Genomic DNA, 24,009 nt, shown 5'->3' on the forward strand with positions numbered 1-24,009 from the left:
ATTCCGTGCCAAGATCGGCTAGGTTGCCGGGTCGCTCAGTCGAGCGGCCAGGTGTGCACCGGCTCGTTGGTGTACTGCAACTCCGCGTAGCGCTGGAGCGTGTGGTGCAGCGCGGCCCTCCGGTCCAGGCCCAGGTGCCGCTCGGCGGCCCACACGGTGGCGGTCTGCCAGACCGCGCCGTTGCGCCCGGTACGACAGCGTTGCTCGATGATGCCGAGCAGCCGGTCCCGGTCGGCGGGGGCGACGCCGAAAGCGTCGAGGCCGGCTGCGGCGAGCGGCAACAGTGTGTCGAGCACCAACGTGGTCACCGGCACATCGCCCAGCCGCGGCCAGTGCAGGACCGCGTCCATGCCCCGGCGGGCAGCCGCGTGGAAGTTCTCCTCGGCCGAGCTGAAGGTGAGCTGGCTCCAGATCGGTCGGTCGGCCTCGGCCATGCCGCGGACCAGCCCGAAGTAGAAGGCGGCGTTGGCCAGCATGTCGACCACGGTCGGCCCGGCCGGTAGCACCCGGTTCTCCACCCGCAGGTGCGGGCGGCCGTTCATGATGTCGTACACCGGCCGGTTCCACCGGTAGACGGTGCCGTTGTGCAGCCGCAACTCGGCCAGTTCGGGAACGCCGCCGGCATGCAGGACCTCCACCGGGTCCTCGCTCTCGCAGATCGGCAGCAGGGGCGGGAAGTAGCGGACGTTCTCCTCGAACAGATCGAAGATCGAGGTGATCCACCGCTCACCGAACCAGACCCGGGGCCGTACGCCCTGGGCCTTCAGCTCGTCCGGCCGGGTGTCGGTGGCCTGCTCGAACAGGGCGATGCGGGTCTCCGCCCAGAGCTGCCGATCGTAGAGGAACGGCGAGTTGGCACCCACTGCCACCTGCGCGGCGGCGATCGCCTGGGAGGCGTTCCAGTAGTCGGCGAAGCTGTCCGGCGCCACCTGTAGGTGGAACTGGAGGCTGGTGCAGGCCGCCTCCGGCGCGATCGAGTCGTTGTGCGTACGCAGTCGCTCGACGCCCCGGATGTCGAGCTCGATGTCCTCGCCCCTGGCCCCGACGATCTGGTCGTTGAGCACCCGGTAACGCTCGTTGGTGGAGAGGTTGTCCGCCACCAGGTGTTGCTCGTTCAACGTGGGCAGAATGCCGACCAGAACGATCCGGGTGTCCGACCGCGCCGCGCGTTCGTTGGCCCGGTTGAGGCTGGCGCAGAGGTCGCGCTCGTAGTCGGCGAACCCGTTGCCGGAGATCAGCCGTGGATTGGCGTTCAGTTCCAGGTTGAACTGCCCGAGCTCGGTCTGGAAGGACGGGTCGGCGATCGCGGCGAGGATCTCCTCGTTACGCATGGCCGGTTCGGCGGCCGGGTCGACGAGGTTGAGTTCGATCTCCAGCCCGGTCATCGGCCGGTCGGCGTCGAAGCCGAAGTCGTCCAACATGAGCGCGAACACGTCCAGACAGCGACGGACCTTCTGCCGGTACCGGACCCGGTCCTCACGGGAGAAGGCGGCTCGATCGACGTCCCTGCCCATGCTTCCTCCCGGCGCGCGACGCCACGGAACGGTGCCGCTCCGCAGCGCACTGTGAACCATACTCGTTGGGAGCGCCGAGCCCAGCCGCCCCGAAGATCGGTCCATTGCCGCAGTCCACCCCGCCGTAGCGGCCGACACGTCGCCCCGACCAGGTGGGTCACTCCCGCCGGAATACATACCCAGTCGTACCGTCGAACCCCCGGCGGCCAACGACGAACAAGTTGTGACAATTCGCACCAGCGGCCGCGGGCCCGGGTACGCGCGGAGACACCCGGACAGCCGACAGGCCCGCGCGGTGCGGGCGCGGGCCTGTCGGGGCGTACGGATCAGGACTGCCGGATGGCCTCGCCCTCGATCTCGATCTTGACCTTCTTGCCGACCAGGACGCCACCGGACTCCAGGGCGACGTTCCAGGTCAGGCCGAAGTCCTCACGGTCGATCTCGGTGCTCGCCGAGAAACCGAAGATGTCCTGGCCGAAGGGGCTGCGGCCGACACCCTCGAACTCGACCTTGAGCTCGACCGGACGAGTCACGTCCTTGATGGTCAACTCGCCGGTCAGGACGAACTCGTTGCCCTCGTGCGACTTCACGCCGGTGCTGCGGTACTCCAGCGTGGCGAACTTCTCGACGTCGAGGAACTCGGGGCTGCGCAGGTGCGCGTCCCGGTCCGCCTGGGCGGTGTTGATGCTGGCGGCCTGGATGGTGGCGGAGACCGTGGACTCCAGCGGTTCCTCGGCGATGGTGATGGTGGCGCTCGCGTCCGCGAACTCGCCGCGAACCTTACTCACCATCATGTGCCGGGCAACGAAGCCGACCCGCTTGTGCGCCACATCCAGCAGGTAGGTGCCGGCCGCCGGGATGGTGAGGCCGTTCCAGTCGCGGGTAACCGGCTCGGTGCTGCTGGTCATGAGAGACTGCCCTCCGGGAGAGATTGTTTAGTAGCCCAACGGCTGCGTCAGCAACTATAGCCTCGGCAATATTCCTTCTGTCAAGTATTGGTACGATGGACCGGTGGAAGCGAACACGTTCGACGACCCTCGGATCACGGCCGTCGGCCTGCTCTTCGAGGTGCACGCCGGGCTGGCCGCCCGATTCGCCGCCCAGCTGGAGGAGCACGGCCTGTCATCGGTCGAGTTCGAGGTGCTGACCAGACTCACCCGATCACCCGCCAACCAACTGCGGATGACCGATCTTGCTGCCCAGACCTCACTGTCCACCAGCGGCGTGACCCGGGTGGTGGACCGGATGGAACGCGACGGGTTGATCACCCGCCGTGCCTGCCCCTCCGACCGACGCAGCTCGTACGCGGTCGTCACGCCCGCCGGCCTGCGCCGGCTCGACGAGAGCCTGCCCGGACACCTTCAGCTCATCGAGGACTGGTTCACCGGGCAACTCGACCCGGCCGCGCTTACCGCACTGCTCGACGGCCTGCGCCGGGTACGTGACGCCGTGCATCCCTGCGCGACCGCCGGCAGCCGATCCGCCGCACCGGGCGAGCCCTCGGCCGAGTGCGACGAGAAGGAGGTGAGCTCGCCCGCACCGGGAGGCCAGCCGGGCCGCTGATGCACCCCTCGCGCCGCCCGTGCCAGCCGATTGTCGTCACCCTCGACGGTCTGCGAACCCTCGGTGCGCACCGGAACAGCCGAGCGTCACGGCACCGGCAGAAAGACCGGCAGAACCACGGGGTCAATGGGCGATAGCCCATCAAACCCGACAGACAGGCGGACTGCGCCTCGCTAGTCTCGCAGCGGCGGGGGCAGCGGGGGGCACCGGCGCGGGCGATGAGCGAGGGGTGGCAACAGGGGGCTTCCTCGCCCGCGCCGGCCCCGTCCCCGCCACCCGTGGTCCGTTCCGCACTCTCACCGCCCCTGTGGTCGGGCCGTTCCGGACTCTCACCGCCCCTGCGTGGTCGGGCCGTTCCGGGTCACCGCCAGCACGTAGAGCAGTTCCTCCTCATGCTCCAGCAGCCGGATGCCGCCCTCCCGGCAGGCCACGTCCAGCCGATCGAGCACCCTCGCGTCGGAGGTGCTCGCCGCCAGCCCCACCAGAGCCTCCACCACCGTGCGCCGGTCCCGGCCGGTCTCGTCCGGCTCCGCTGCCGCGGCGAACCACTCCGCCGCGACCTCCCGGTCCCCACGATGCAGCGCCAGCTGACCCTCGATCAGTGCACCCGTGCCGTCGAGTGGACGCAGTTCGGCGAGCACCTCGGCGGCCTCGGCCGCCCGACCGTCCTGGGCGAGCGCCAGACCCAGCGTCCCCAGCACCTGTCGTCGACCGCGCGGGGTGCCCAGGTCACCGAAGGCCGTCAACACCCGGCGCGCCTCGTCGACCGCGTCGGCGTACCGGCCCTCCAGACGGAACACCTCCGCGACGGTGCCCCGAGCGAGCACCCGCAGCCGCTGCTCCGCGCACTGACCACCGAGCCGGTCCACCACGGCCAGCCGGCGACGGGCCGTGGCCAGGTCACCGAGTCTGATCTCGTGCCACGCCAGTTGATGCTGTGCGACCGCCATCTGGCGGGTCAGGCCATGCTCGGTGGCCAGGGCCAGCACCGCCTCCGCCTGCTCCCGTGCCTGGCCCGGCCGTCCGGTCGCGGCCAGCAGGACGCCGAGGACCGTCCGCGCCTCCAGTTCGCCCGGCACGTCACCGAGCCGACGGAACTCCGCCAACGCCGCGCGGGCCGTCGGCAGCTCCGCTGCGGCCGCACCGTGCTCACCGGCGAGCATCGCCACACCGACCGAGGCCCACGCGCGCAGGGCCGGATCGGCGTCGGCGGTACGCGGATCGGCCAACAGGCGCAGCAGCCACTGCCGGCCGACCACGTCCCGCCCACGTAACCGCCACCACCGGGGCAGGCTCACCGCGAGACGTAACGCGGTCAAGGGATCGTCGACCGCCGCGTACGCCAGTGCCGAGCTGATGTCGCCGGTGACCTCGTCGAGACGGTGCGCCGCGGCACCGGCACCGGCGCCCGTCAACCCCGACGCGGTCCGCTCCACCAGCCGGGTCACCACCCGCGCGTGCCGACGTCGGATCACCGTCGACTCGCCGGCACCGGACGCCTGCTCGACGGCGTAGTCCCGGACGGCGTCGACGAGCCGGAACCGGAACGAGCCACCACCTCGTACGCTCAGCAGCCCGAGGTCGAGGAAGCGGTTCAGCAGCGGCACCGGATCGACGCCGGTTCCGGCGAGCATCTCCTCGGCCAGTTCCACCGACCACCGGTTGCCGAAGGCGGCGAGCTGGCGCAGCGCCGCCCGGTCCCCGACGGCGAGCAGCCGGTAACTGGTGGCCACCGCGTCGCGCAGGGTCTCCGCCACCGCCGCTCGGGCATCGTCGCCCCGTGGCCGTGTATCCCAACCGCTGTGCGTGGCGGCCGAGGTGTCCAGATCCAGCACCCGGTCGCCGTACCGGTCGAGCAGTTCGGTGAGATCGAGCAGCCGGCCGCGCGCCGCCATCAGTTCGATCGCCAGTGGCAGCCCACCCAGCCGGCGCACCAGTGCGGCCAGCGCCGGCAACTCGGCGTCGGCCGGCGGTTCCCGCCGGACCTGGGCCAGTCGGGAGGTGAACAGAGCGACCGCCGGACAACCGGCGACGGTGGCCGGATTGGTGTCGCCCGGTGGTGGCACCTCCAACGGAGACACGGGGCGTACCCACTCGCCGGGCAGCCCGACCGGATGCCGGCCGGTGACCAGTACCCGCAGCGACGGCACCGCGCCGACGAGTCGCCGCAGGGTGCCGGCCACCGGATCAGGTGCCCGCTCCACGGCGTCCACCAGCAGCAGCGCCGGCCGGTCACCGAGCCGCGCGGCCAACTCGGTGTCCCGGGCCACGCCGAAGACCGTCATGACGGCGGCGTGCACGTCGGCCGCGTCCGACCCGGCACCGATCAGCACCCCGGCGACACCGCCGGGGTGGGCGGGCGCGGCCGCATGAACCGCCGCCAACGCCAGGGCCGTCTTGCCGACGCCGGCCAACCCCACCAGGCTCACCACCCGGGGACCGCGCGGATCGTTCAGCAGGGTGGCCAGCTCGCTGACATCGCGCTCCCGGCCGATCAGTTCCGGTGGTGGCGGCAGCCCCAGCGGCGTATTGACCTCGGGCTGGACGGTCGCCGGAGCGGTGCCCCGGGCGGCGGCCAGAAACGTCGCGCGGGCGGAGCCGGTCAGCCCGAGCGCCCCGGCTAGCAACTCCACGGTGGTGCGTTGTGGCCGGGTGGAACGGCCACGTTCCAGGTCACGGACCGTCCGTACCCCGACGCCGGCACGCGCCGCCAGCTCAGCCTGGGTGGCGCCAGCAGCCAGCCGGTGCGCCCGCAGCAGCTCCGGTAGACCGGCGTGCGGCGGACCGGATTGACGATCATGACCGGGAGCCATGGGCACGGACAATACGGGCCAGGCCCGACATCGGACACAGGATCGTCGGCCACCCGACGGTGCCGCGCCGAAAGCCGACAACGACCGCCCGATGGGCAACCCAGGACGACCAGCGATCGACGTCGGCGGTCCGCTGGCCGTTGGACGTTTCCGGTCGGCACCGGCCGGAGCCGGATGCCGACCGGCCGGCTCACATCCCCAGGTCGCGAGCGATGATCATGCGCTGCACCTCGGAGGTACCCTCGCCGATTTCCAGGATCTTGGAGTCCCGCCAGAACCGGGCCACCGGGTACTCGTTCATGAAGCCGTAGCCGCCGTGGATCTGCGTCGCCTCCCGGGCGTTGTCCACCGCGATCGTGCTCGCGTGCAGCTTGGCGATCGCCGCCTGCCGCTTGAACGGCTCGCCGGCCAGCATCCGGGCGGCGGCGTCGTAGTAGGCGAGCCGGGCGGTGTACGCCTTCGCCTCCATGTCGGCGATCTTGAACTGGATCGCCTGGTAGTTGCCGATCGGCTGACCGAAGGCGTGCCGCTCCTTCGCGTACTTGATCGACTCGTCGACGCAGCCCTGAGCGAGACCCACGGCCAGCGCGGCGATGGCGATCCGACCCTCGTCGAGAATGCGCAGGAACTGGGCGAAGCCGCGACCACGCTCGCCGAGCAGGTTCGCCGCCGGCACCCGGCAGTCGTCGAAGGTCAGTTCGTGGGTGTCCGAGGCGGTCCAGCCGACCTTGGAGTAGCCCGGAGCGACGCTGAAGCCGGGCGTCCCGCTCGGCACGATGATGGAGGACAACTCCTTCGTGCCGTCCGGCCGCGTACCGGTGACCGCGGTGACGGTGACCAGGGCGGTGATGTCGGTACCCGAGTTGGTGATGAACGCCTTCGAGCCGTTGATGACCCATTCGCCGGTCGCCTCGTCCAGCACCGCCCGGGTCTCGGTGCCACCCGCGTCCGAGCCGAAGCCCGGCTCGGTCAGCCCGAACCCGGCCAGCGCCTCGCCGCTGAGCAGCCGCGGCAGCCACCGCGCCTTCTGCTCGTCGGTGCCGAACCGGTAGATCGGCATCGCGCCCAGCGACACCGCCGCCTCCAGGGTGATGGCCACGCTGGAGTCGACCCGGGCCAACTCCTCCAGGGCCAGGCAGAGGGCGAAGTAGTCGCCCCCCATACCGCCGTGCTCCTCCGCGAAGGGCAGGCCGAACAGCCCCATCTTGCCCATCTGGCGGATGATCTCGTACGGGAAGGTGTGCTGCTCGTAGTGCTCGGCGATGACCGGCGCGACCACCTCGCGGGCGAAGTCCCGCACGCTGTCGCGCAGCGCCTCATGCTCCTCGGTGAGCCGGAAGTCCATCGGGTTGCCTCCTGTGTGGACGGCCCGCGGGCGCTCGTGACGCCGGAACGGGATCGTGCTGGTGCCGGACGGACGACTCAGACCGGGGTGACGCCGTGCCGTCGCCGGGAGAAGTGCCGCTGCTTGCCGCGGGCGGCGGCGAACCGGCGCACCAGTTCCGCCCGCAGTTCCTGCGGCTCGACGATCGCGTCGACCACCAGTTCGCTGGCGAGCCGGACGATGTCGATGTCCCGCTCGTACTCGGCACGCCGGGCGGCGACGAACGCGGCCCGCTCGGCCTCGTCCTCGATCGCGGCGATCTTGTTGGCGTACACCGCGTTGACCGCGGCCTCCGCGCCCATCACCGCGATCTTCGCGGTGGGCAGGGCGATGGTGGCGTCCGGTTCGAAGCCCGGGCCGGCCATGGCGTAGAGGCCGGCACCGTACGCCTTACGCACCACCACGCAGATCTTCGGTACGGTCGCCTCGGAGATCGCGGTGATCATCTTCGCGCCGTGCCGGATGATGCCCTGCTTCTCCACCGCGCTGCCGACCATGAACCCGGGCACGTCGCTCAGGAACAGCAGCGGCACGTTGAACGCGTCGCAGAGCTGCACGAACCGGGTCGCCTTGTCGGCCGAGTCGACGAAGAGCACCCCGCCCTTGAACATCGAGTTGTTGCCGACCACGCCGACGACCTCGCCGTTCAGTCGGCCGAAGCCGATGGTCAGCTCCTTGGCCCAGAGCGCCTGGATCTCGAAGAAGGAGTCCTCGTCGAGCAGGCCCTTGACGTACCGCCGCATGTCGAACGCCTGCCGCTCGCTCGCCGGCACCAGCGCGGCGAGGTCGGCCTTTGCCGGTGCTTCGACGGCAGGGGCGGTGGGCGGCTGCTGGGTCCAGTTCGCCGGCAGGTACGACAGGTAGCGCTTCACCACGTCGAGCGCATCGACCTCGGTCTTGCAGAGGAAGTGCCCGACGCCGGACTCGGCGCAGTGCACCCGCGCCCCGCCCATCGCTTCCAGGGTCGTCTTCTCGCCGGTGACCATCTCGACCATCCGGTCCGACCCCAGATACATGCTGGCGTTGCCGTCGACCATGGCGACCACGTCACAGAACGCCGGAATGTACGCCCCGCCGGCCGCACTGGGCCCGAACAGCGCGCAGACCTGGGGGATCGATCCGGAGGCGCGGACCTGGTTCCAGAAGATCTTTCCGGCGCCACGGCGGCCGGGGAACAGCTCGACCTGGTCGGTGATCCGGGCCCCGGCCGAGTCGACCAGGTAGACCATCGGAACACCGGTGTCGTACGCCCGCTCGATGATCCGGATGATCTTCTCGACGGTGCGGGCACCCCAACTGCCGGCCTTGACCGTGGAGTCGTTTGCCATCAGGCAGACCTGACGACCGTCGATGGTGGCGGTGCCGGTGACCACGCCGTCGGCGGGCAGGCCCTCGGCGAGCGCGTTGGCGTAGAGGCCGTCCTCGACGAAGCTGCCCTCGTCGACGAGCAGCGCGACCCGCTCCCGGGCGAAGAGTTTGCCTTTCGCCGCATTCGCCGCGTGGTACTTCTCCGCGCCGCCGGCCCTGACCCGCTTGCGCAGCTGCTCCAGCGCCTCACCGTCAACCGTCACTGCGGCTCCCCACCCCAAGCAACCTGAACGATCGTTAGGCTACCCCACCCCAACCCACCCCCGCACCACCCACCACCCCCAGCCCCACGCGCCAGCCCCACGCGCCAGCCCTGCGCGATCTTGCACTTTCGGTCGCCGAAATGCCGTACAACAGCGGATCTGTCCCGACCGAAAGTGCAAGATCGCGAGGCCGGGGTGGGGGTGGGGGTGGGGGGTTAGTGGGGGGTTAGTGGGGGGTTAGGCGGGTGCGGGGGCCGGCGCGGAGGACGCCGGAGGGGAGGCTGCGGGCGGTGAGGGCCTCGGCCAGTTCGGCGACCTCGATCAGGGCGTCCAGGTCGATTCCGGTGTCGATGCCCATGTCGTGCAGCATGTGCACCGCCTCCTCGGTGGCCAGGTTGCCGCTGGCCCCGGGCGCGTACGGGCAGCCACCCAGCCCGCCGACACTGGCGTCGAACTCGGTCACCCCGAGTTCGAGGGCCGTCAGCAGATTGGCCAACGCGGTACCCCGGGTGTTGTGGAAGTGCAGCAGCACCGGGACGTCGGCGTTGCGGTCGCGTACCGCGGTGAGCAGGTCGCGGACCCGTCGGGGCGTACCCATGCCGGTGGTGTCGCCGAACGCGACGCGGTCGGCGCCGTCGCGAACCACCCGGTCCACGATGGCGGCCACCCGCGTCGGATCGATGTCTCCCTCGTAGGGACAGCCGAAACTGGTCGCGACGATCACCTCGGCGTGGGCTCCGGCGCCGTGCAGCAGGTCGATCAGCTCGGCGATGTCGTCCAGCGACTCGTCGGTGGAGCGGTTGACGTTGCGCCGGTTGTGCGTGTCGCTGGCCGAGACGACCACCTCGATCTCGGTGAAGCCGGCGGCCAGGGCACGCTGCGCGCCGCGCGTGTTCGGCACCAGCGCCGAGTAACGCACCCCGTCAACCTGCTGCGCCCGTCGCCACACCTCGTCGGCGTCGGCCATCTGCGGAATCGCCCGGGGGTGCACGAACGACACCGCCTCGATCCGTCGTACCCCCGTACGCGAGAGCGCGTCGAGCAGCCGCACCTTGGCGTCGGTGGGGATCGGTGCCTCGTTCTGCAACCCGTCGCGCGGCCCGACCTCACGAATGGACACGTACTCCGGCATCTCCGCCATCCACCCACCTCGCTGTTACAAGCCCCCACCCCCAACACCCCCAGCATGTCACACCCCACCACCCCCCACCCTCCACGTCCCACCCAGTTGATCATGAAGTTGTTGCCCTCGACACGCCGGGCGGAGCACAACAACTTCATGATCAACCGGGTGGGGGGTGGGGGTGGAGGGTGGGGGACAGTTAGCGGAGGCGGGAGATGATTGTGGTGTCGTAGTCGCCGGAGAGGAACTCCTGGTTCTCCAGCAGCTCGGCGAAGAACGGGAGGTTGTGCTTGGGGCCGGACAGGTCGAAGGCGGCCACTGCCGTGCGGGCGCGGGCGATCGCCTCGTTCCGGTCCCGGCCGTGCACGATCAGCTTCGCCATCAGGCTGTCGTAGAACGGGGTGACGGTGTTCCCCTCGGCGTAGCCGGAGTCGACGCGTACCCCCTCGCCGGTCGGCTCCACCCAGGTCTTGATGGTTCCGGGGCCGGGCAGGAACCGCTTCGGGTCCTCGGCGTTGACCCGCAGCTCGATGGCGTGACCACGCGAGGTCAACGCGTCCGGGTCGAAGGTCGGCGGCAGGCCGGCGGCCACCCGCAGTTGCTCCTCGACCAGGTCGATGCCGTGCACCAGCTCGGTCACCGGATGCTCCACCTGGAGCCGGGTGTTCATCTCCAGGAAGAAGAACTCCCCGGAGGCCGGATCGAGCAGGCACTCGACAGTGCCCGCGTTGCGGTAGTCGACCGCCTCGCCCGCGCGCACCGCGGCGGCCAGCAGGCGGGAGCGTAGTTCCGGCGAGACCGCCGGGGAGGGCGACTCCTCCACCAGCTTCTGGTTGCGCCGCTGCACCGAGCACTCCCGCTCGCCCAGCGCCAGCACCCGGCCGTCGGCCAGGCCGAGGATCTGCACCTCGACGTGCCGCACCCGGGGGAAGTAGCGCTCCAGCAGCACCGAGCCGTCGCCGAACATCCGCTCCGCGAAGGCCCGCACCTTGTCGTACTCGGTGCGCAACGCGGCCTCGTCGACCGCCACCCCCATGCCCATGCCGCCGCCACCGGCGGCCGCCTTCACCATCACCGGATAGCCGATCTCCTCCGCCGCCGCGACCGCCGCCGCCAGGTCGGTCGCCGGCTCGGTGGTCCCGGCCGCCACCGGCACTCCGGCCGCCGACATCAGGTTCCGCGCATTGATCTTGTCGCCCATCGCGCTGATCGCGTCCGCGCCGGGTCCGACCCAGATCAGCCCGCTGGCCTCGACGGTACGGGCGAAGTCGGCGTTCTCCGACAGGAAGCCGTAACCGGGGTGGATGGCCTGCGCACCCGTCGACCGGGCGGCGTCGAGGATCGCCTCGGTGTTGCGGTAGCTCTGTGCCGGGTTGGCCGGCCCGACGCAGACGGCCTCGTCGGCCTCGGCGACGAACGGCAGGTCGGCGTCGGCCTCCGAGTGCACCGCGATCGCCCGCACCCCGAGCCGCCGGGCGGTACGGATGATCCGGCGGGCGATCTCGCCCCGATTGGCGACCAGCAGCGACTCGATCATGCTTCCTCCGGCGTCCAAATGGTGGGAACGCGTGCTAGGGAACCACGCCGCCCCGGGTGCAAGGAAGGGCCCCCTCTCAACGCCTGCGGTAGAGCCAGGGTCGTCGAGCCGGATGTGATGAAGCGCACCGAAGCCGGACCGGGTCAGCTCCGCGGGCCACCCCGCATGGTCGAGGGGGACGAGTCGGCGAAGGTCAGGCGGGGTCGGTGGGGGCGAGCAGCGCGGCCAGCGTGGCGGCGCGCAGCAGCTCGGCCCGACGCCGGTGGTCGACCTCGCCGCCGAGGAACGGGGTGGAGTTCATCAGACCGAACGCGGCGTGTGCCAGCACCCGCGCCTCACCGTCGGGCAGCCCCGGGTGCAGGGCGGTCAGCACGGTGACCCACTCCTCCACGTAGAGCCGCTGAAGCCGGCGGATGCGCCGCCGGGGCTCCTCCGGCAGCCGGTCCAGTTCGTGCAGGTGCAGCGCGATGACGGCCGGATTGGCGAGCGCGAAGTCGACGTGGAAGTCGATCAGCGACTCCAGAGCGGCGCGCGGGTCACCGGGATGGGCGGCGGAACGCTGCCGACCGCCGTCGAGCAGTCCCTCGCTGACCGGCGTCAGCGCGGCGACAAGCATCGCCTCCTTGCCGGCGAAGTGGTGGTAGAGCGCCGGGCCGGTCACGCCGGCAGCCGCGCCGATGTCGTCCATCGACACACCGTGGTAGCCCCGGGAGGCGAACAGGCCCACCGCGATCTCAAGAATCTCGTCCTTGCGGGATCGGCGTCGTCCCGCCCCCGTGGCCCCGCCGTTCGCGCCCCGGGCCTGCTGCTCCACCGTCACCGGGCCAGCGTAGACCCGACTGTCGACAGCGTGGAGCCGTGGTTACCCGCCAGTCCGATTGCCGGGAACCGTGGCTCACGTCGGGCGTTGGTTGAGGCCGGAGAGCCGGAGCGCGATCCGGTGCCGCACCGGCGGCAGCACCGAGGTCAGGCGCAGCAGCAGGTCCCGGGCCGGCCGGACGGAGGGCGGCACGGTGGCGAGGCGGGTCAGCCGGTCGGCGAAGCCGGCCACCTCGTGTGCGAGCGGGCGACGTCGGGCCGCGTACTCGTCCAGCCCGGTCTCGGCGGCTCCGGCGAGCACGTCGGCCAGGGTCTCGCCGAGGTCGACCGCGTCGCTGATGCCGAGGTTCATGCCCTGCCCGCCGGCCGGGCTGTGCACGTGTCCGGCGTCGCCGGCCAGCAGCACCGGCCCGGAGCGGAACGTCCCGGCTACCCGTCGATGCAGCCGGAAGCGCGAGGACCAGAGCACCTCGCGCACCTGGTCCGGCCGCCGTCGAGGACCGCGCTCGTCGAGCAGGCGTTGCAGGTAGGGCGCGTCCGGCTCGGCGGGCGGATCGGTGACGGTGGCGACGAGGCGTACCCGCCCGTCGGGCAGCGGTGCCCAGACCAGCGGCCCACCCCGGGCGAGGAAGATCGACGCGCCGTCGCGGGGCAGGCCGCTGTCGACGCGTACGTCGGCCAGCACGAACGACTCCTCGGAGCCGGCCGGCCCGGTGAAGGTGATGCCGGCCAGCTCACGGACGGTGCTGTTGATGCCGTCGGCGCCGACCACCCACCGTGCGCGCACGCGCGTCCCGTCGAGGTCGGCCACCGCGCCGTCGTCGCCGCGGGTCAGGCCGGTGAGCCGGTACGGGCGCAGCACCCGCACGCCGGCCTCGGCCAGCCGGTCGGTGAGCACCTCCTCGGTCACCGACTGGGAGACCATCAACGCGTACCGGTGGCGGCTGGGCAACCCGCCGAACGGCACGGTGACCAGCACCCGGTCCCGGTCGCGGACGCTGAACCGGGCCGACCGCAGCCCTCGGGCCACCAGCGTCTCGCCGGCTCCGATCCGGTCGAGCACCTCCAGGGTGTACGCGTGGACAACTGCGGCCCGCGAGGTCACCGCCGGTTCCTCCCGCTTGTCGACGACTGTCACCTCGACCCCTCGGCGGGCCAGGGTGAGTGCGGCGGTGAGCCCGGTCGGGCCCGCGCCGACGACCAGGACGTCCGTTCGTTCGGGCAGCATGACGACCTCCTCGGCGGGATGCCAACAAGTGTTGGCCAACGCTTGTTGGCAACGTTAGGCCGCCCCGGATTGGGAAGTCAACAATCGTTGGCATACCGTCGGTCACATGACGGAGGGCGTACCCGAGCGGGCTCAGCAACCGGTCGCGGAGCCGGCGGCCGACGGCGGACGCCGCGACGACGCGGGGCCAGCGGCGTCCGGCGCCGGACGGCGGAGCGCGGCGTCGGGCGGCGGAGGCCGCAGCCCGGAGACGCCGTCCGGCGGCGGACGGCGCAACTCGGAGACGACCCGGGCGGCCATCCTGCGGGCCGCCCGCGACCGCTTTGCCGCCGACGGGTACGACCGGGCGACGATCCGGGCCATCGCCGCGGACGCGCGGATCGACCCGTCGATGGTGATGCGGTACTACGGCAGCAAGGAGAACCTGTTCGCCACGGCGGCCGAGTTCGACCTGCGGCTGCCCGACCTGAGCGGCGTGCCGGCCGATCGCCTCGGCACCGCGCTGACCAGCTACTTCTTCACCCGGTGGGAGGGCGACTCCACCCTGCCGGCGCTGCTGCGCACGGCGAGCACCAACCCGAGCGGGGCGGAGCGGGTACGCGCCATCTTCACCACCCAGCTCGGCGTGGCGGTCGGCCGGGTGGTCGCCGACCCCGACGAGGCCCCACGGCGCGCCGGCCTGGTCGCCAGCCAACTGCTCGGCGTCGCGCTGACCCGCTACGTCCTGCGCCTGCCCCCGATGGTCGACATCTCCCCGGCCGAGCTGATCAACTGGCTCGCCCCCACCATCCAGCGTTACCTACGCGGCCCGGATCCGCGCTGACCCTGGCCGCCGTTCAGGCCCGGCCGGGCCACCCGTGACCGGCTCGCCGGTCCCGATCCGAGCAGGCCGGACCACGCCCGTTCAGTCGTGCTCCGGTGCGCCGGTGACCCGGTGTGCCGCCGCGTGCAGCACCTCGGTCACCAGCCGGCGTACGTGCCCACCCCGGGCCCGATACAACGCCCGCCGGCCGTCGCGCCGCACCGTGACCAGGCCGGCCAAACGCAGCTTGGCCAGGTGCTGCGACACCGCCGGTCGGGCCGTCCCCACCGCCGCCACCAGGGCCGTCACGTCATGCTCGCCCTCGCCGAGCAGCGACATCAACCGCAGCCGGGTGGGGTCGGCCAGCATTCGCAACATGTCCGTCGCCGCCGCTACCTGACGCCCGTCGGGTAGGCGTTGTTGCAGGTCATTGGCATCTGCAACGTTGTCGCGTGCGTACATGAGCACATATTATCGCCGCCATTGAGGAGATGGATGTCGATGCGACAGGTGAACCTGGAGGTACGGGTGAACGACCACGCACACGACCACAGTCACCACGATCATGATCACGCCCACCCGACTGAGCAGCACGGCCGCGCCGGGCGATTCGTCGCCTGGTGGCACCGGCTGACCCACGCCGTCGTCCCGCACTCGCACGATTCCCGAGCGAAGATCGATCCCGCCCTGGAGTCATCCCGCGACGGGCTACGCGCACTGTGGATCTCACTGGTCGGCCTCGGGGTGACCGCGCTCGCCCAGGCGGCCATCGTGGTGCTCTCCGGCTCGGTCGCCCTGCTCGGCGACACCCTGCACAACGTCGCCGACGCCCTGACCGCCGTGCCCCTGGCCGTCGCGTTCCTGCTCGGCCGCCGCGCCGCGACCCGCGCCTACACCTACGGCTACGGCCGGGCCGAAGACCTCGCCGGCATCATCATCGTCCTCGTCATCGCCGGCTCCGCCGTCGCCGCCGGATGGACCGCCGTCAGCCGGCTCGTCAACCCCGCCGAGGTCACCCACCTGCCCTGGGTGGCCGCCGCCGGTTTCGTCGGCTTCGTCGGCAACGAACTCGTCGCGCGGTACCGCATCCGCGTCGGTCGCCGCATCGGCTCCGCCGCGCTGGTCGCCGACGGCCTGCACGCCCGTACCGACGGCTACACCTCGCTCGCCGTGCTCGCCGCTGCCGGCGGAGCCGCCGTCGGCTGGCACTGGGCCGACCCGGTCGTCGGCCTGGCCATCGCCGTCGCCATCACCTTCGTGCTCAGGGACGCGGCCCTCGAGGTGTACCGCCGGCTGATGGACGCCGTGGATCCCGCGCTGGTCGACCAGGCCGAAACCGTCCTACGAGCCGTCGACGGTGTCCAGGACGTCACCTCGGTGCGGCTGCGCTGGATCGGTCACCGGCTACACGCCGAAGCCGACCTCGTCGTCGACGCCCGGCTCACCGTCGTCACCGCGCACGAGATAGCCGCCGACGCCGAACATCAGCTCACCCACGCCGTGCCCCGGCTGACCACCGCCACCGTCCACACCGACCCCGACAGCCATCCCGGCCGACACCACCACACCGACCTGTCCCACCAGCGACGACTCCGCCACCACCGATCGGCCGCGCAGCACAACTGACGTCGACGGGCGCCCCGAATCCGGCAGCGCCCGCCGACGTCAGGAGGGGGTCACTTCGGGTTGGGGCCCTTGACGACGGGAGCGCGGACGAGATTGCCCCACTCGGTCCAGGAGCCGTCGTAGTTGCGCACCTTCGGGTAGCCGAGCAGGTGCCGCAGCACGAACCAGGTGTGACTGGACCGTTCGCCGATCCGGCAGTACGCGATCACGTCGTCGTCAGGTGTCAGCCCGAGCTGGTCGGCGTAGATGCCACGCAGCTCGTCGGCCGACTTGAAGGTGCCGTCGTCGTTGGCGGCGGACTTCCACGGCTTGCTCACCGCGCCGGGGATGTGACCACCGCGCAGCGCACCCTCCTGCGGGTAGTCCGGCATGTGCAGCATCTCGCCGGTGTACTCGCCCGGCGACCGCACGTCGACAAGCGGCCGGCCGGCGTCGACGTGCGCCGACACCTCCTCGCGGAACGCCCGTACCGGCGCGTCGTCGCGCTGCGGCACCGGATAGTCGGCCCGGGGCCGGGTCGGCTTGTCGCGGGTCAACTCCCGCCCTTCGGCGATCCACTTCTGCCGGCCGCCGTCGAGCAGCCGCACGTCCCGGTGGCCGAAGAGAGTGAAGACCCAGAGGGCGTACGCGGCCCACCAGTTGAAGTTGTCGCCGTAGAAGACGACCGTGTCGTCACGGCCGATACCTTTGGCGGCACAGAGTTCGGCGAACCGTTCGGCGTCCAGGTAGTCCCGGGTCACCTGGTCGTTCAGCTCCAGGTGCCAGTCGACCTTGACGGCACCGGGGATGTGACCACTGTCATAGAGCAGCACGTCCTCGTCGGACTCGACGATCACGAGACCGTCGTCGCCCAGATGCTCGGCCAGCCAGTCGGTGGTGACCAGTCGCTGCGGGTCCGCGTACGACTGAAGTCGGGGATCGGGATCGTTCGGCACAGACATGGTCCCCAAAGTACGCCGGGCTTCGCTCGGCCATCGGAATTCGGGTGCAGCGAATGTGGTCCGCCAGGCGTGACACTCCCGACTGCCGCCGAACCCGAGGACCGCCATGACCGCAGCGCCACCATGGGCCGACCCACCGCCGGTGGACTTCAGCGAGTTCTACCAGGCGCACTTCCAGCGGGTGGCGGTGCAGCTCTACGCGTACCTCGGTGATCACGCCGAGGCGCAGGACCTCACCCAGGAGGCGTTCTGCCGGACGCTTGAGCGCTGGGAGCGGATCAGCGCCTACGACGACCCGTCGGCGTTCGTCCGCCGGGTGGCCTGGAACCTGGCCACCAGCCGGCTCCGTCGGGTCCGTACCGCCGTCCGGCACCTGGCCCGGCAACGGGAGGAGCACGTGCCCGGTCCGGGCCCTGACCGGGTGATGCTGCTGGAGGCGCTCACCATCCTGCCCCCGCTCAACGCCGGGCGGTCGTCCTGCACCACCTGGCCCAGCTCACCGTCGCGGAAGTCGCCGACCAACTCGGCGTACCGGAGGGGACCGTCAAGTCCTGGCTGTCGCGGGCCCGCACGGCCCTGGCCCGTCACCTCACCGAGCGGCAGGAGGCCGGCCGTGCGTGAGATCAACCTGGACCAGTTGTTCGCCGACTTCGAGGCGACCACTGCACCTACCTTCCGCCCACCGGGCGTGGCAGCCGCCCAACGTCGGGTGAACATCCGTCGGCGTCGCCGTCGGGGCCTGCTGGCCGGGCTGGTCGCGCTGCTGCTGACCGGGCCGGGCGTATACGCCGCCGCTGGTCGGGACACCGACCGTGACCCACCCGACCTGACCCCGCCACCGACCCCGGACGGCCAGGTGGTCGAGCGGAAGGTGAACCCGTCGGGGGTCGCCGGCCGGTTGGCGGGTTTACGTTTCGTCGACGCCCGGCACGGCTGGGCCCTCTTCGACACCTGCGGTCCCGAGGACAGCGACCGGACCGGCTGCCGGCTCGACCTCGCGCGTACCGCCGATGGGGGCGCGACCTGGCAGCGGACGCCGCTGCCGGACACGGCGAACAACCCCCGGTGGGCCGGACCGTACTACCTGCTACCGCTGGACGGCCGGACCCTGACCGTTGGCGTACCCGACGGCTACCTGGTCACCACCGACGGCGGTGCCTCCTTCACCGAGCATCCGCGGGAGTCCCCGCCCGAGGTCACCCGGCTCGGCGTGGCCACCCGGCGCGGGTACCTGCTCCAATGCCCGGGAAGCGGCGCGCTGATCAAAATGAACTGCGACGAATGGGAACTCGGTCGGGTCGGTGCGGCAACAGTGCCGAACCAACCCCCGGTGACCCTGAGCGGTGAGGCCCACATGGATCTGATCGGCGGCGGGGACGGTCGAATCTGGGTGACGAATCGAGACGGTGGCCCGCTTACCGTCGCGGTGAGTGACGACGACGGCGCGACATGGCAAAAGCTGCCTGCCGTTGCCGGTGCCGCTCAACTGCTGGTCTCACCCGACGGTCGGGACGCGTGGCTGGTCAACATCCATGGGGGTTTCGACGTTTCGACCCGGAAGCGGGTGTGGCGGTTGGATGGCGACCGGTGGCAGGAGCGGACGGAACTACCGCCCGACACGAACTCCGTCGCCGCGGTCAACGGTGGCCTGCTGGCAGTGACCAACCCGTGGGGCAACGTGGGCTACTGGATGGGCGACCGCTATCTCGATGTCCCCGAACTCCGCCGCCGCCTCACCGGCGGCGAGCACCCCCCGACGGTGCAGGTGCTCCCCGACGACACCATCGTCATCACCACCCCGACCGACACCACCCTCGGCACCGGCCCCGCCCAAACCAGAACCTGGACCCGCCACCTCCACTAACACCCCACCCACCCACCCCCACCCACCCCCGCCCGGCCCCGCCCGGCCCCACCCGGCCCCGTTGATCATGAAGTTATTGTCCGATTTGGAGATCAACTAGGGCAATAACTTCATGATCAGCCAGGAGGGGTGGGTGGGTGGGTGGGGTTAGTCGGTTAGGGGGGTGAGGGTGGGGCGTTTGGCGGTGCGGGTGTCGCCGGAGGAGCGGCCGGTGAGGCGGCGCTTGATCCAGGGGGCCAGGTGTTGACCGGCCCAGCGGAGGTCGGCGGAGCGAGCGGACAGCCAGGGGGTGGGCTCCGGGTTCGGTGGGACGAGCAGCCACTCCTCGTCGCAGCCGACACCGAGGGCGTTGAGCACCTGGCCGGCGACGCGGCGGTGCCCGGCCGGGGACAGGTGCAGCCGGTCGGTGCTCCAGAGCATCGGGTTCAGGTACGTGTCGTCGGCGTACAGGTCGACCAGGATGGCCCCGTGCCGCTCGGCGGTCTCGCCGACAGCACGGTTGAGCAGGGCGACCCGGGGCGCGATCAGCCGTTGGCCGGGCAGCCGCGCCATCACGTCGGCGAACCGGAACAGCAGCACGTCGGCGCCGCCGCTGCGCAGCCGGCCGACCACCTCATCGAAGCGGGAGACCAGGGTGTCCGGGTCGAAGCTGCGCCGCAGCACATCGTTGCCGCCCGCCGCGAAGCTGATCAGGTCGGGCTTCATCGCCAGCGCCGCCGGTGCCTGCTCGGCCACCACGCTCGGGAAGGTCCGCCCCCGGATGGCCAGGTTGGCGTAGGTGAAGTCCGGGCCGACCTCGGCGGCGAGCCGGGTGGCCACCAGATCCGCCCAACCCCGGAAGCTGCCGTCCGGATACGCGTCGTCCAGACCCTCGGTGAAGCTGTCCCCGACCGCGACGTAACTGCGCCAGCGCACTGCTCACTCCTCCGACCTGTGAGTAGGAAGGAACCCCTGCCTACCACCGGAAGTTTTGCATCGGCCACCCTCCTGGCGGTGCCCCGTACGGGGGAACGTGGCGGACGTCATCGACACTGCACGGGTGATGGTGTCCATCTCCGCCGGGCGGGTGCAGCTTTCCGATCGACGGACCGAGCGCCGGTGGTCGGTCGAGGTCGAGGCATACCAACTCGCCGCCTTCCCGGTCACCCAGGCCGAGTACGCGCAGGTCACCGGGGAGCGTCCCAGCGCCTCCGCCGGTGACCGTCGGCCGGTCGAGAGCGTCTCCTGGTGGGACGCGATCCGGTTCTGCAACGCCCGCTCGGAGCGGGAAGGGCTGCGGCCGGCGTACCGGGTCGACGGCGAGCACGTCGACTGGGACGTCGCCGCCGACGGCTACCGCCTGCCGACCGAGGCCGAGTGGGAGTACGCCTGCCGGGCCGGCACGACCGGCCCCCGGTACGGGCCGCTCGACGAGATCGCCTGGTACCGCGACAACTCCGGCGGACGCGTCCACGAGGTCGGCGGCCGACAGCCCAACGCCTGGGGCCTGTACGACATGTTGGGCAACGTGTGGGACTGGTGCTGGGACGTCTACGACGCGGAGGTCTACGGCAGCTACCGGGTGCTCCGGGGCGGCGGCTGGTTCGACGAGCACTGGAGTTGCCGCGCCTCGGTACGCCGCCGCAGCCACCCGACCTTCACCGTCGACGACGTGGGCTTCCGGCTGGCGCGCTCCGGCTGAGCAGGGTCTGCGGCCACCGGACCGTCGGCCGACCCCGGGCCCGACTACCTCAGTCGGCCGGCCCTGAACCCGGTCGGTGTCAGGTGGTGCGGCAGCAGCCGGTGCAGGCCGGGGGCAGGGCGACAGCCGGGCGACGGTACGGGCCCCAGGCAACGAACCGCTGGAACAGCTCACGCGGGGTGGGGCCGCCCTCCGGGTCCAACCGGAACAGGTCGTGGGTCGCCTCGTAGTAGAGCCCGGACAGGTAGACGGCCAGGTCGAGCCAGCGGCTGTCGTACTCGACCCGCAGCAGCAGCCGGGCCTCGGCGCACGGCCAGGACAGCCCGCAGGCGCGGCACAACCAGAGCGGGCGTAGCGGCAGATGCTGCGGCCCGTCTAACGGATGTCGCCGGGGCCGCTCGGCCGCCGGTCCGCGACGCGCAACGGGCATCCCCGCAGCCCGACCACGAGACGGTACGGCCGACTGTCTCGCCAGATCACCACGCTCTACCGCTGGCTGCCCGCCCGAACGACCAAGCGGCACGGCCGGCTGCGGTTCCGCGCCGGCATCGACTGGTGTCGGCGGCGAGGCCAGGTCACTACGGCTTGCCGCCAGCGGCCCGGCCGGACAGCCAGGCGGCGGCGTTCCGGGGCCGGTGTCGGCCGGGCCGCCGACGCCGTCATGACGTGGTGGCTGGTTCGGGTCGGGCATCTCCACCTCCTGCGGCTAAGCGGAAGGGGCCGCCCCGGCACGGGGGATAGCGGGGGCGGCCCCGGCGCAGCCCCACCCCGTCCCCGATGGATGGGAGCAGGACCGCCAGGTGACAGTGTGGTGACCGCGCGACTACTGTCGGAAGGCATCGACGCCGGCCGTGGCACGACCGATGCCCGGCCGGGAAGCCCGTTTGAGCAGGCCATTGATCGTGGAGGCACTGTGGAATCCGAGCCGACCGCCGAACTGATCCGGGCGCAGCTGCGCCGGCTGCGGCTGGCCGCCGATCTGACCCAGGAGGATTTCGGCAAGCAGGTGCACTTCTCCGGGTCGCAGATCTCCGCGATCGAGCTGGGGCAGCGCCCGTTCGACAGGCTCTTTCTCAAGCGGGCCGACGAGGTGCTGAACAGCGACGGCCTGCTGCTGGGCCTGCTGCGCATCGCCGAGTTGCACGGCCAGCCGAACTTCCTGCGGCCCTGGCTGGACGCCGAGCGCAGCGCCACCCAGTTGCGCTGCTACCACCCGACGCTGATCCCCGGTCTGCTCCAGACCGAGCACTACGCCCGTGCGGTGATCCGCGCCGACGACATGCTCACCGACGAGGAGGTGGAGCGGCGGCTAGCGGTACGGATGGACCGGCAGGCGATCCTCACCCGGCCGGACCCGCCGATCCTGATCGCGGTGATCGAGGAGGCCACGCTGCGCCGGGCAGACGAGAGCTTCCGGGGCATCATGACGCAGCAGATCGGGCACCTGCTCGAATGCGTGCAACGCGGTGGCGTGTTGATCCTCGTCATCCCGGCCGAGATGAGCGTGCATGTGGGCTCGACGGCCCGTTCGCCCTGGCCCGGGGGGCCGACGGCGATTGGGTCGGCTACCTGGAGAATCACGTCGGCGGCGCGACAATCGACAGGGCCGACGAACTCGCTACTCTGCATGCGAGGTGGGAGGGAATCCGCAGCGTTGCCCTCCCCAAAGGACAGTCCGAGCTGCTGATGAAGGAAGTGATGGAGTCGTGGTCCACGATCTGACCGGCGCGACCTGGCGCAAATCCACCCGCAGCGGCAGCAGCGAGTGCGTCGAGGTGGCCGACAACCTGCCCGGCGTCGTCGGCGTGCGTGACAGCAAGGACGCCACCGGCCCGGTGCTCACCTTCGCCCCCACCGCCTGGCGTCGCTTCGTCGCCCACAACAAGCTCCGCTGACCGCTGACCGCTGACCGCTGACCGCTGACCCGCTGGTCCGCCGACCCGCTGAGCGCTGCCTCGCCCACCCGCTGACCCGCTGGTCCGGCGACCCGCTGGTCAGCGGGAGGCGACCGCCAGCACCGCGTCGGCGAAAGCCTGCGGTGCCTCCTGCGGCAGGTTGTGCCCCACCCCGCCACTGACCGTACGGTGCTCGTACGGGCCGGTGAACTGCTTGGCGTACACCTGGGGTTGTGGGTGGGGTGCGCCGTTGGCGTCCCCTTCGAGACTGATCGTCGGCACGCTGATCGGCGGTTTGCCGGCCAGCCGTTCCTCCAGGTCCGCGTACTGCGGCTCTCCGTCGGCGAGGCCCAGCCGCCACCGGTAGTTGTGGATGACGACGTCGACGTGGTCCGGGTTGTCGAGCGCCGCCGCGCTGCGGTCGAAGGTGGCGTCGTCGAAGTCCCACCTCGGCGAGGCCGTCCGCCAGATCAGCTTGGCGAAGTCGCGGGTGTTGCGCGCGTACCCCTCCCGGCCGCGTTCGGTGGCGAAGTAGTACTGGTACCACCAGGCGTGCTCGGCCACCGGGGGCAGCGGCACCCGACCGGACGCCTGACCGTCGATCAGGTAACCGCTCACCGCGACCAGCCCCCGGCAGCGCTCCGGCCAGAGTGCGGCCACGATGCCGGCGCTGCGGGCACCCCAGTCGAACCCGGCCAGGGTCGCCCGCTCGATCTCCAGCGCGTCGAGGAACGCGACGGTGTCGACCGCGAGGGCGGCCGGCTCGGCGTTGCGCACCGCGTCAGCCGACCGGAACCGGGTTGTGCCGTGCCCGCGCGCGTAGGGCAGGAGCACCCGGTGACCGGCGCTGGTCAGCAGCGGCACCGTCTCGGCGAAGCTGTGGATGTCGTACGGCCAGCCGTGCAGCAGCAGCACCACCGGACCGTCCGGTGGACCGGCGTCGACATAACCGACATCAAGTACGCCGGCCTCGACCTTCCGTACGTCAGTGAACAACGCCCCCACCCCGCCCCGGCCAACGCCACCCCGTCCGTCACCGAACCTAGGACGTCGCGACGGTCACCGAGACCGCTTCCGCAGATCTTGGTCCGGGAACGCCGCTGGAAGGGCGCTGCCGGACCAAGATCCTCCTCAGGGACGCTGGCGGGAGAGGGCCCAGGCGATCACGCCCGCGACGACGCCGACGATGACGCCGGTGAAGAGGCTGCTGATCGCGGCGAAGAACCGCACGATGACGGCCTGCGCTCCCGGCGCGAGATCGGTCAGGTTGCCGCCGAGGGTCGGCTGCTCGTCGAAAGCGACGTGCCAGAGCAGCTGATGGGTCACGGCCAGCAGGACGCCGTACAGCAAACCGACGACGAGCAGGGTCAGGAACGGGTTGGGCACCCGCTTCGCCAGCGCCACGGCGATCCACACGATCGGCGGTACGACCACCAGGAGCAGGTTGACGAAGGTGCGCTCGTGTACCAGACCCAGGTCGTGCAGCACCACCCGAGGCAGGCCGAGCAGTGCCAACCCGAGCAGGGTGAGCAACGGAAGCCCGAGAGCCGGGCGAGGTGACGTGTTCACGCCGGCAACGCTAGGAACGATCGGTCACCGCGCCATCCGCTCACGGACCCGGTCACGGTACGTCGGTAGGCGATCCCCG

The 24,009-nt window shown here is 71.2% G+C and carries 21 protein-coding genes and 2 pseudogenes; 8 read left to right on the plus strand and 15 right to left on the minus strand.

Features of this window, described 5'->3' with window-relative positions; translation table 11 throughout:
- Nucleotides 1–35: 35 nt before the first annotated feature.
- Both ACFY2A_RS02195 and ACFY2A_RS02200 read right to left on the minus strand, forming a co-directional pair.
- The gene (locus ACFY2A_RS02195) at nucleotides 36–1,514 is read right to left on the minus strand and encodes a glutamate--cysteine ligase (RefSeq protein ID WP_363921145.1); all 1,479 of its coding nucleotides are present in this window, start codon (nucleotides 1,512–1,514) and stop codon (nucleotides 36–38) included.
- 326 nt (nucleotides 1,515–1,840) lie between these two features.
- Nucleotides 1,841–2,422, minus strand: a complete 582-nt coding sequence (locus tag ACFY2A_RS02200) for a YceI family protein (protein ID WP_387167287.1) — start codon at nucleotides 2,420–2,422, stop codon at nucleotides 1,841–1,843.
- Between the two features lie 103 nt (nucleotides 2,423–2,525).
- Between ACFY2A_RS02200 and ACFY2A_RS02205 the strand changes: the two genes are divergently transcribed.
- Nucleotides 2,526–3,077 (plus strand): MarR family transcriptional regulator, encoded by a 552-nt coding sequence (locus ACFY2A_RS02205; RefSeq protein ID WP_363921141.1) that lies wholly within the window; start codon nucleotides 2,526–2,528, stop codon nucleotides 3,075–3,077.
- A 329-nt stretch (nucleotides 3,078–3,406) separates the two neighbouring features.
- Here ACFY2A_RS02205 and ACFY2A_RS02210 read toward each other — a convergent pair whose 3' ends face one another.
- The 7 genes from ACFY2A_RS02210 to ACFY2A_RS02240 form a co-directional block, all read right to left on the minus strand.
- The gene (locus ACFY2A_RS02210; RefSeq protein WP_387167291.1) at nucleotides 3,407–5,890 is read right to left on the minus strand and encodes an ATP-binding protein; all 2,484 of its coding nucleotides are present in this window, start codon (nucleotides 5,888–5,890) and stop codon (nucleotides 3,407–3,409) included.
- 190 nt (nucleotides 5,891–6,080) lie between these two features.
- Entirely contained in the window at nucleotides 6,081–7,235 is a 1,155-nt protein-coding gene (locus tag ACFY2A_RS02215; protein WP_387167294.1) for an acyl-CoA dehydrogenase family protein, read from the minus strand.
- A gap of 77 nt (nucleotides 7,236–7,312) precedes the next feature.
- Nucleotides 7,313–8,845: an acyl-CoA carboxylase subunit beta gene (locus ACFY2A_RS02220; protein ID WP_363921135.1), complete on the minus strand. Its 1,533-nt coding sequence runs from the start codon at nucleotides 8,843–8,845 to the stop codon at nucleotides 7,313–7,315.
- Nucleotides 8,846–9,071: 226 nt separating this feature from the next.
- The gene (locus ACFY2A_RS02225; protein WP_363921133.1) at nucleotides 9,072–9,986 is read right to left on the minus strand and encodes a hydroxymethylglutaryl-CoA lyase; all 915 of its coding nucleotides are present in this window, start codon (nucleotides 9,984–9,986) and stop codon (nucleotides 9,072–9,074) included.
- Between the two features lie 181 nt (nucleotides 9,987–10,167).
- Complete coding sequence (locus tag ACFY2A_RS02230) at nucleotides 10,168–11,505, minus strand: acetyl/propionyl/methylcrotonyl-CoA carboxylase subunit alpha (protein WP_387167298.1); 1,338 nt, start codon at nucleotides 11,503–11,505, stop codon at nucleotides 10,168–10,170.
- Nucleotides 11,506–11,698: 193 nt separating this feature from the next.
- Nucleotides 11,699–12,325: a TetR/AcrR family transcriptional regulator gene (locus ACFY2A_RS02235; protein WP_363921129.1), complete on the minus strand. Its 627-nt coding sequence runs from the start codon at nucleotides 12,323–12,325 to the stop codon at nucleotides 11,699–11,701.
- A gap of 75 nt (nucleotides 12,326–12,400) precedes the next feature.
- Nucleotides 12,401–13,552, minus strand: coding sequence for an FAD-dependent oxidoreductase (locus tag ACFY2A_RS02240; protein ID WP_387167302.1), 1,152 nt, complete (start codon nucleotides 13,550–13,552; stop codon nucleotides 12,401–12,403).
- 106 nt (nucleotides 13,553–13,658) lie between these two features.
- On the opposite strand from ACFY2A_RS02240, the gene ACFY2A_RS02245 reads away from it, so the two are divergent.
- Nucleotides 13,659–14,375: a TetR family transcriptional regulator gene (locus tag ACFY2A_RS02245; RefSeq protein ID WP_387167305.1), complete on the plus strand. Its 717-nt coding sequence runs from the start codon at nucleotides 13,659–13,661 to the stop codon at nucleotides 14,373–14,375.
- Between the two features lie 81 nt (nucleotides 14,376–14,456).
- On the opposite strand, the gene ACFY2A_RS02250 is transcribed toward ACFY2A_RS02245, so the two are convergent.
- Nucleotides 14,457–14,816, minus strand: a complete 360-nt coding sequence (locus ACFY2A_RS02250; protein ID WP_387167308.1) for an ArsR/SmtB family transcription factor — start codon at nucleotides 14,814–14,816, stop codon at nucleotides 14,457–14,459.
- Between the two features lie 33 nt (nucleotides 14,817–14,849).
- Between ACFY2A_RS02250 and ACFY2A_RS02255 the strand changes: the two genes are divergently transcribed.
- A complete protein-coding gene (locus ACFY2A_RS02255) occupies nucleotides 14,850–15,980 on the plus strand; it encodes a cation diffusion facilitator family transporter (protein WP_387167311.1) in 1,131 nt (376 codons plus the stop codon).
- A gap of 50 nt (nucleotides 15,981–16,030) precedes the next feature.
- On the opposite strand, the gene ACFY2A_RS02260 is transcribed toward ACFY2A_RS02255, so the two are convergent.
- Nucleotides 16,031–16,921 (minus strand): sulfurtransferase, encoded by an 891-nt coding sequence (locus tag ACFY2A_RS02260; protein ID WP_387167314.1) that lies wholly within the window; start codon nucleotides 16,919–16,921, stop codon nucleotides 16,031–16,033.
- A gap of 106 nt (nucleotides 16,922–17,027) precedes the next feature.
- Here ACFY2A_RS02260 and ACFY2A_RS02265 point away from each other — a divergent pair.
- Nucleotides 17,028–17,216: pseudogene (locus tag ACFY2A_RS02265) on the plus strand (sigma factor); the annotation flags it as partial.
- A gap of 191 nt (nucleotides 17,217–17,407) precedes the next feature.
- Complete coding sequence (locus ACFY2A_RS02270) at nucleotides 17,408–17,542, plus strand: RNA polymerase sigma factor (protein WP_387167526.1); 135 nt, start codon at nucleotides 17,408–17,410, stop codon at nucleotides 17,540–17,542.
- Between the two features lie 1,390 nt (nucleotides 17,543–18,932).
- Here the strand turns inward: ACFY2A_RS02270 and ACFY2A_RS02275 are convergent.
- The gene (locus tag ACFY2A_RS02275) at nucleotides 18,933–19,700 is read right to left on the minus strand and encodes an SGNH/GDSL hydrolase family protein (RefSeq protein ID WP_387167317.1); all 768 of its coding nucleotides are present in this window, start codon (nucleotides 19,698–19,700) and stop codon (nucleotides 18,933–18,935) included.
- 127 nt (nucleotides 19,701–19,827) lie between these two features.
- Between ACFY2A_RS02275 and ACFY2A_RS02280 the strand changes: the two genes are divergently transcribed.
- Complete coding sequence (locus ACFY2A_RS02280) at nucleotides 19,828–20,466, plus strand: formylglycine-generating enzyme family protein (protein ID WP_387167319.1); 639 nt, start codon at nucleotides 19,828–19,830, stop codon at nucleotides 20,464–20,466.
- 79 nt (nucleotides 20,467–20,545) lie between these two features.
- Here ACFY2A_RS02280 and ACFY2A_RS02285 read toward each other — a convergent pair whose 3' ends face one another.
- Nucleotides 20,546–20,896: a hypothetical protein gene (locus ACFY2A_RS02285; protein ID WP_387167322.1), complete on the minus strand. Its 351-nt coding sequence runs from the start codon at nucleotides 20,894–20,896 to the stop codon at nucleotides 20,546–20,548.
- Between the two features lie 483 nt (nucleotides 20,897–21,379).
- Here ACFY2A_RS02285 and ACFY2A_RS02290 point away from each other — a divergent pair.
- Nucleotides 21,380–22,188 (plus strand): annotated as a pseudogene (locus ACFY2A_RS02290) (helix-turn-helix domain-containing protein).
- Nucleotides 22,173–22,361: a DUF397 domain-containing protein gene (locus ACFY2A_RS02295; RefSeq protein WP_387167325.1), complete on the plus strand. Its 189-nt coding sequence runs from the start codon at nucleotides 22,173–22,175 to the stop codon at nucleotides 22,359–22,361. Before ACFY2A_RS02290 ends, ACFY2A_RS02295 begins: the two are co-directional and overlap by 16 nt.
- 99 nt (nucleotides 22,362–22,460) lie before the next feature.
- Here ACFY2A_RS02295 and ACFY2A_RS02300 read toward each other — a convergent pair whose 3' ends face one another.
- Together ACFY2A_RS02300 and ACFY2A_RS02305 are read right to left on the minus strand one after the other, a co-directional pair.
- A complete protein-coding gene (locus ACFY2A_RS02300; protein ID WP_387167328.1) occupies nucleotides 22,461–23,357 on the minus strand; it encodes an alpha/beta fold hydrolase in 897 nt (298 codons plus the stop codon).
- A gap of 135 nt (nucleotides 23,358–23,492) precedes the next feature.
- Entirely contained in the window at nucleotides 23,493–23,930 is a 438-nt protein-coding gene (locus tag ACFY2A_RS02305) for a hypothetical protein (protein WP_387167331.1), read from the minus strand.
- Nucleotides 23,931–24,009 lie beyond the last annotated feature (79 nt).

This window comes from Micromonospora sp. NPDC000442 (assembly GCF_042898635.1).
Classification (GTDB): Bacteria; Actinomycetota; Actinomycetes; order Mycobacteriales; family Micromonosporaceae; genus Micromonospora.

Coding starts and splice junctions, on each gene's coding strand:
- ACFY2A_RS02195 (WP_363921145.1), bottom strand. CDS start 1,514: ATGGGCAGGGACGTCGATCGAGCCGCCTTCTCCCGTGAGGACCGGGTC.
- ACFY2A_RS02200 (WP_387167287.1), bottom strand. CDS start 2,422: ATGACCAGCAGCACCGAGCCGGTTACCCGCGACTGGAACGGCCTCACC.
- ACFY2A_RS02210 (WP_387167291.1), bottom strand. CDS start 5,890: ATGGCTCCCGGTCATGATCGTCAATCCGGTCCGCCGCACGCCGGTCTA.
- ACFY2A_RS02215 (WP_387167294.1), bottom strand. CDS start 7,235: ATGGACTTCCGGCTCACCGAGGAGCATGAGGCGCTGCGCGACAGCGTG.
- ACFY2A_RS02225 (WP_363921133.1), bottom strand. CDS start 9,986: ATGGCGGAGATGCCGGAGTACGTGTCCATTCGTGAGGTCGGGCCGCGC.
- ACFY2A_RS02230 (WP_387167298.1), bottom strand. CDS start 11,505: ATGATCGAGTCGCTGCTGGTCGCCAATCGGGGCGAGATCGCCCGCCGG.
- ACFY2A_RS02240 (WP_387167302.1), bottom strand. CDS start 13,552: ATGCTGCCCGAACGAACGGACGTCCTGGTCGTCGGCGCGGGCCCGACC.
- ACFY2A_RS02245 (WP_387167305.1), top strand. CDS start 13,659: ATGACGGAGGGCGTACCCGAGCGGGCTCAGCAACCGGTCGCGGAGCCG.
- ACFY2A_RS02250 (WP_387167308.1), bottom strand. CDS start 14,816: ATGTACGCACGCGACAACGTTGCAGATGCCAATGACCTGCAACAACGC.
- ACFY2A_RS02255 (WP_387167311.1), top strand. CDS start 14,850: ATGTCGATGCGACAGGTGAACCTGGAGGTACGGGTGAACGACCACGCA.
- ACFY2A_RS02260 (WP_387167314.1), bottom strand. CDS start 16,921: ATGTCTGTGCCGAACGATCCCGATCCCCGACTTCAGTCGTACGCGGAC.
- ACFY2A_RS02280 (WP_387167319.1), top strand. CDS start 19,828: ATGGTGTCCATCTCCGCCGGGCGGGTGCAGCTTTCCGATCGACGGACC.
- ACFY2A_RS02285 (WP_387167322.1), bottom strand. CDS start 20,896: ATGCCCGTTGCGCGTCGCGGACCGGCGGCCGAGCGGCCCCGGCGACAT.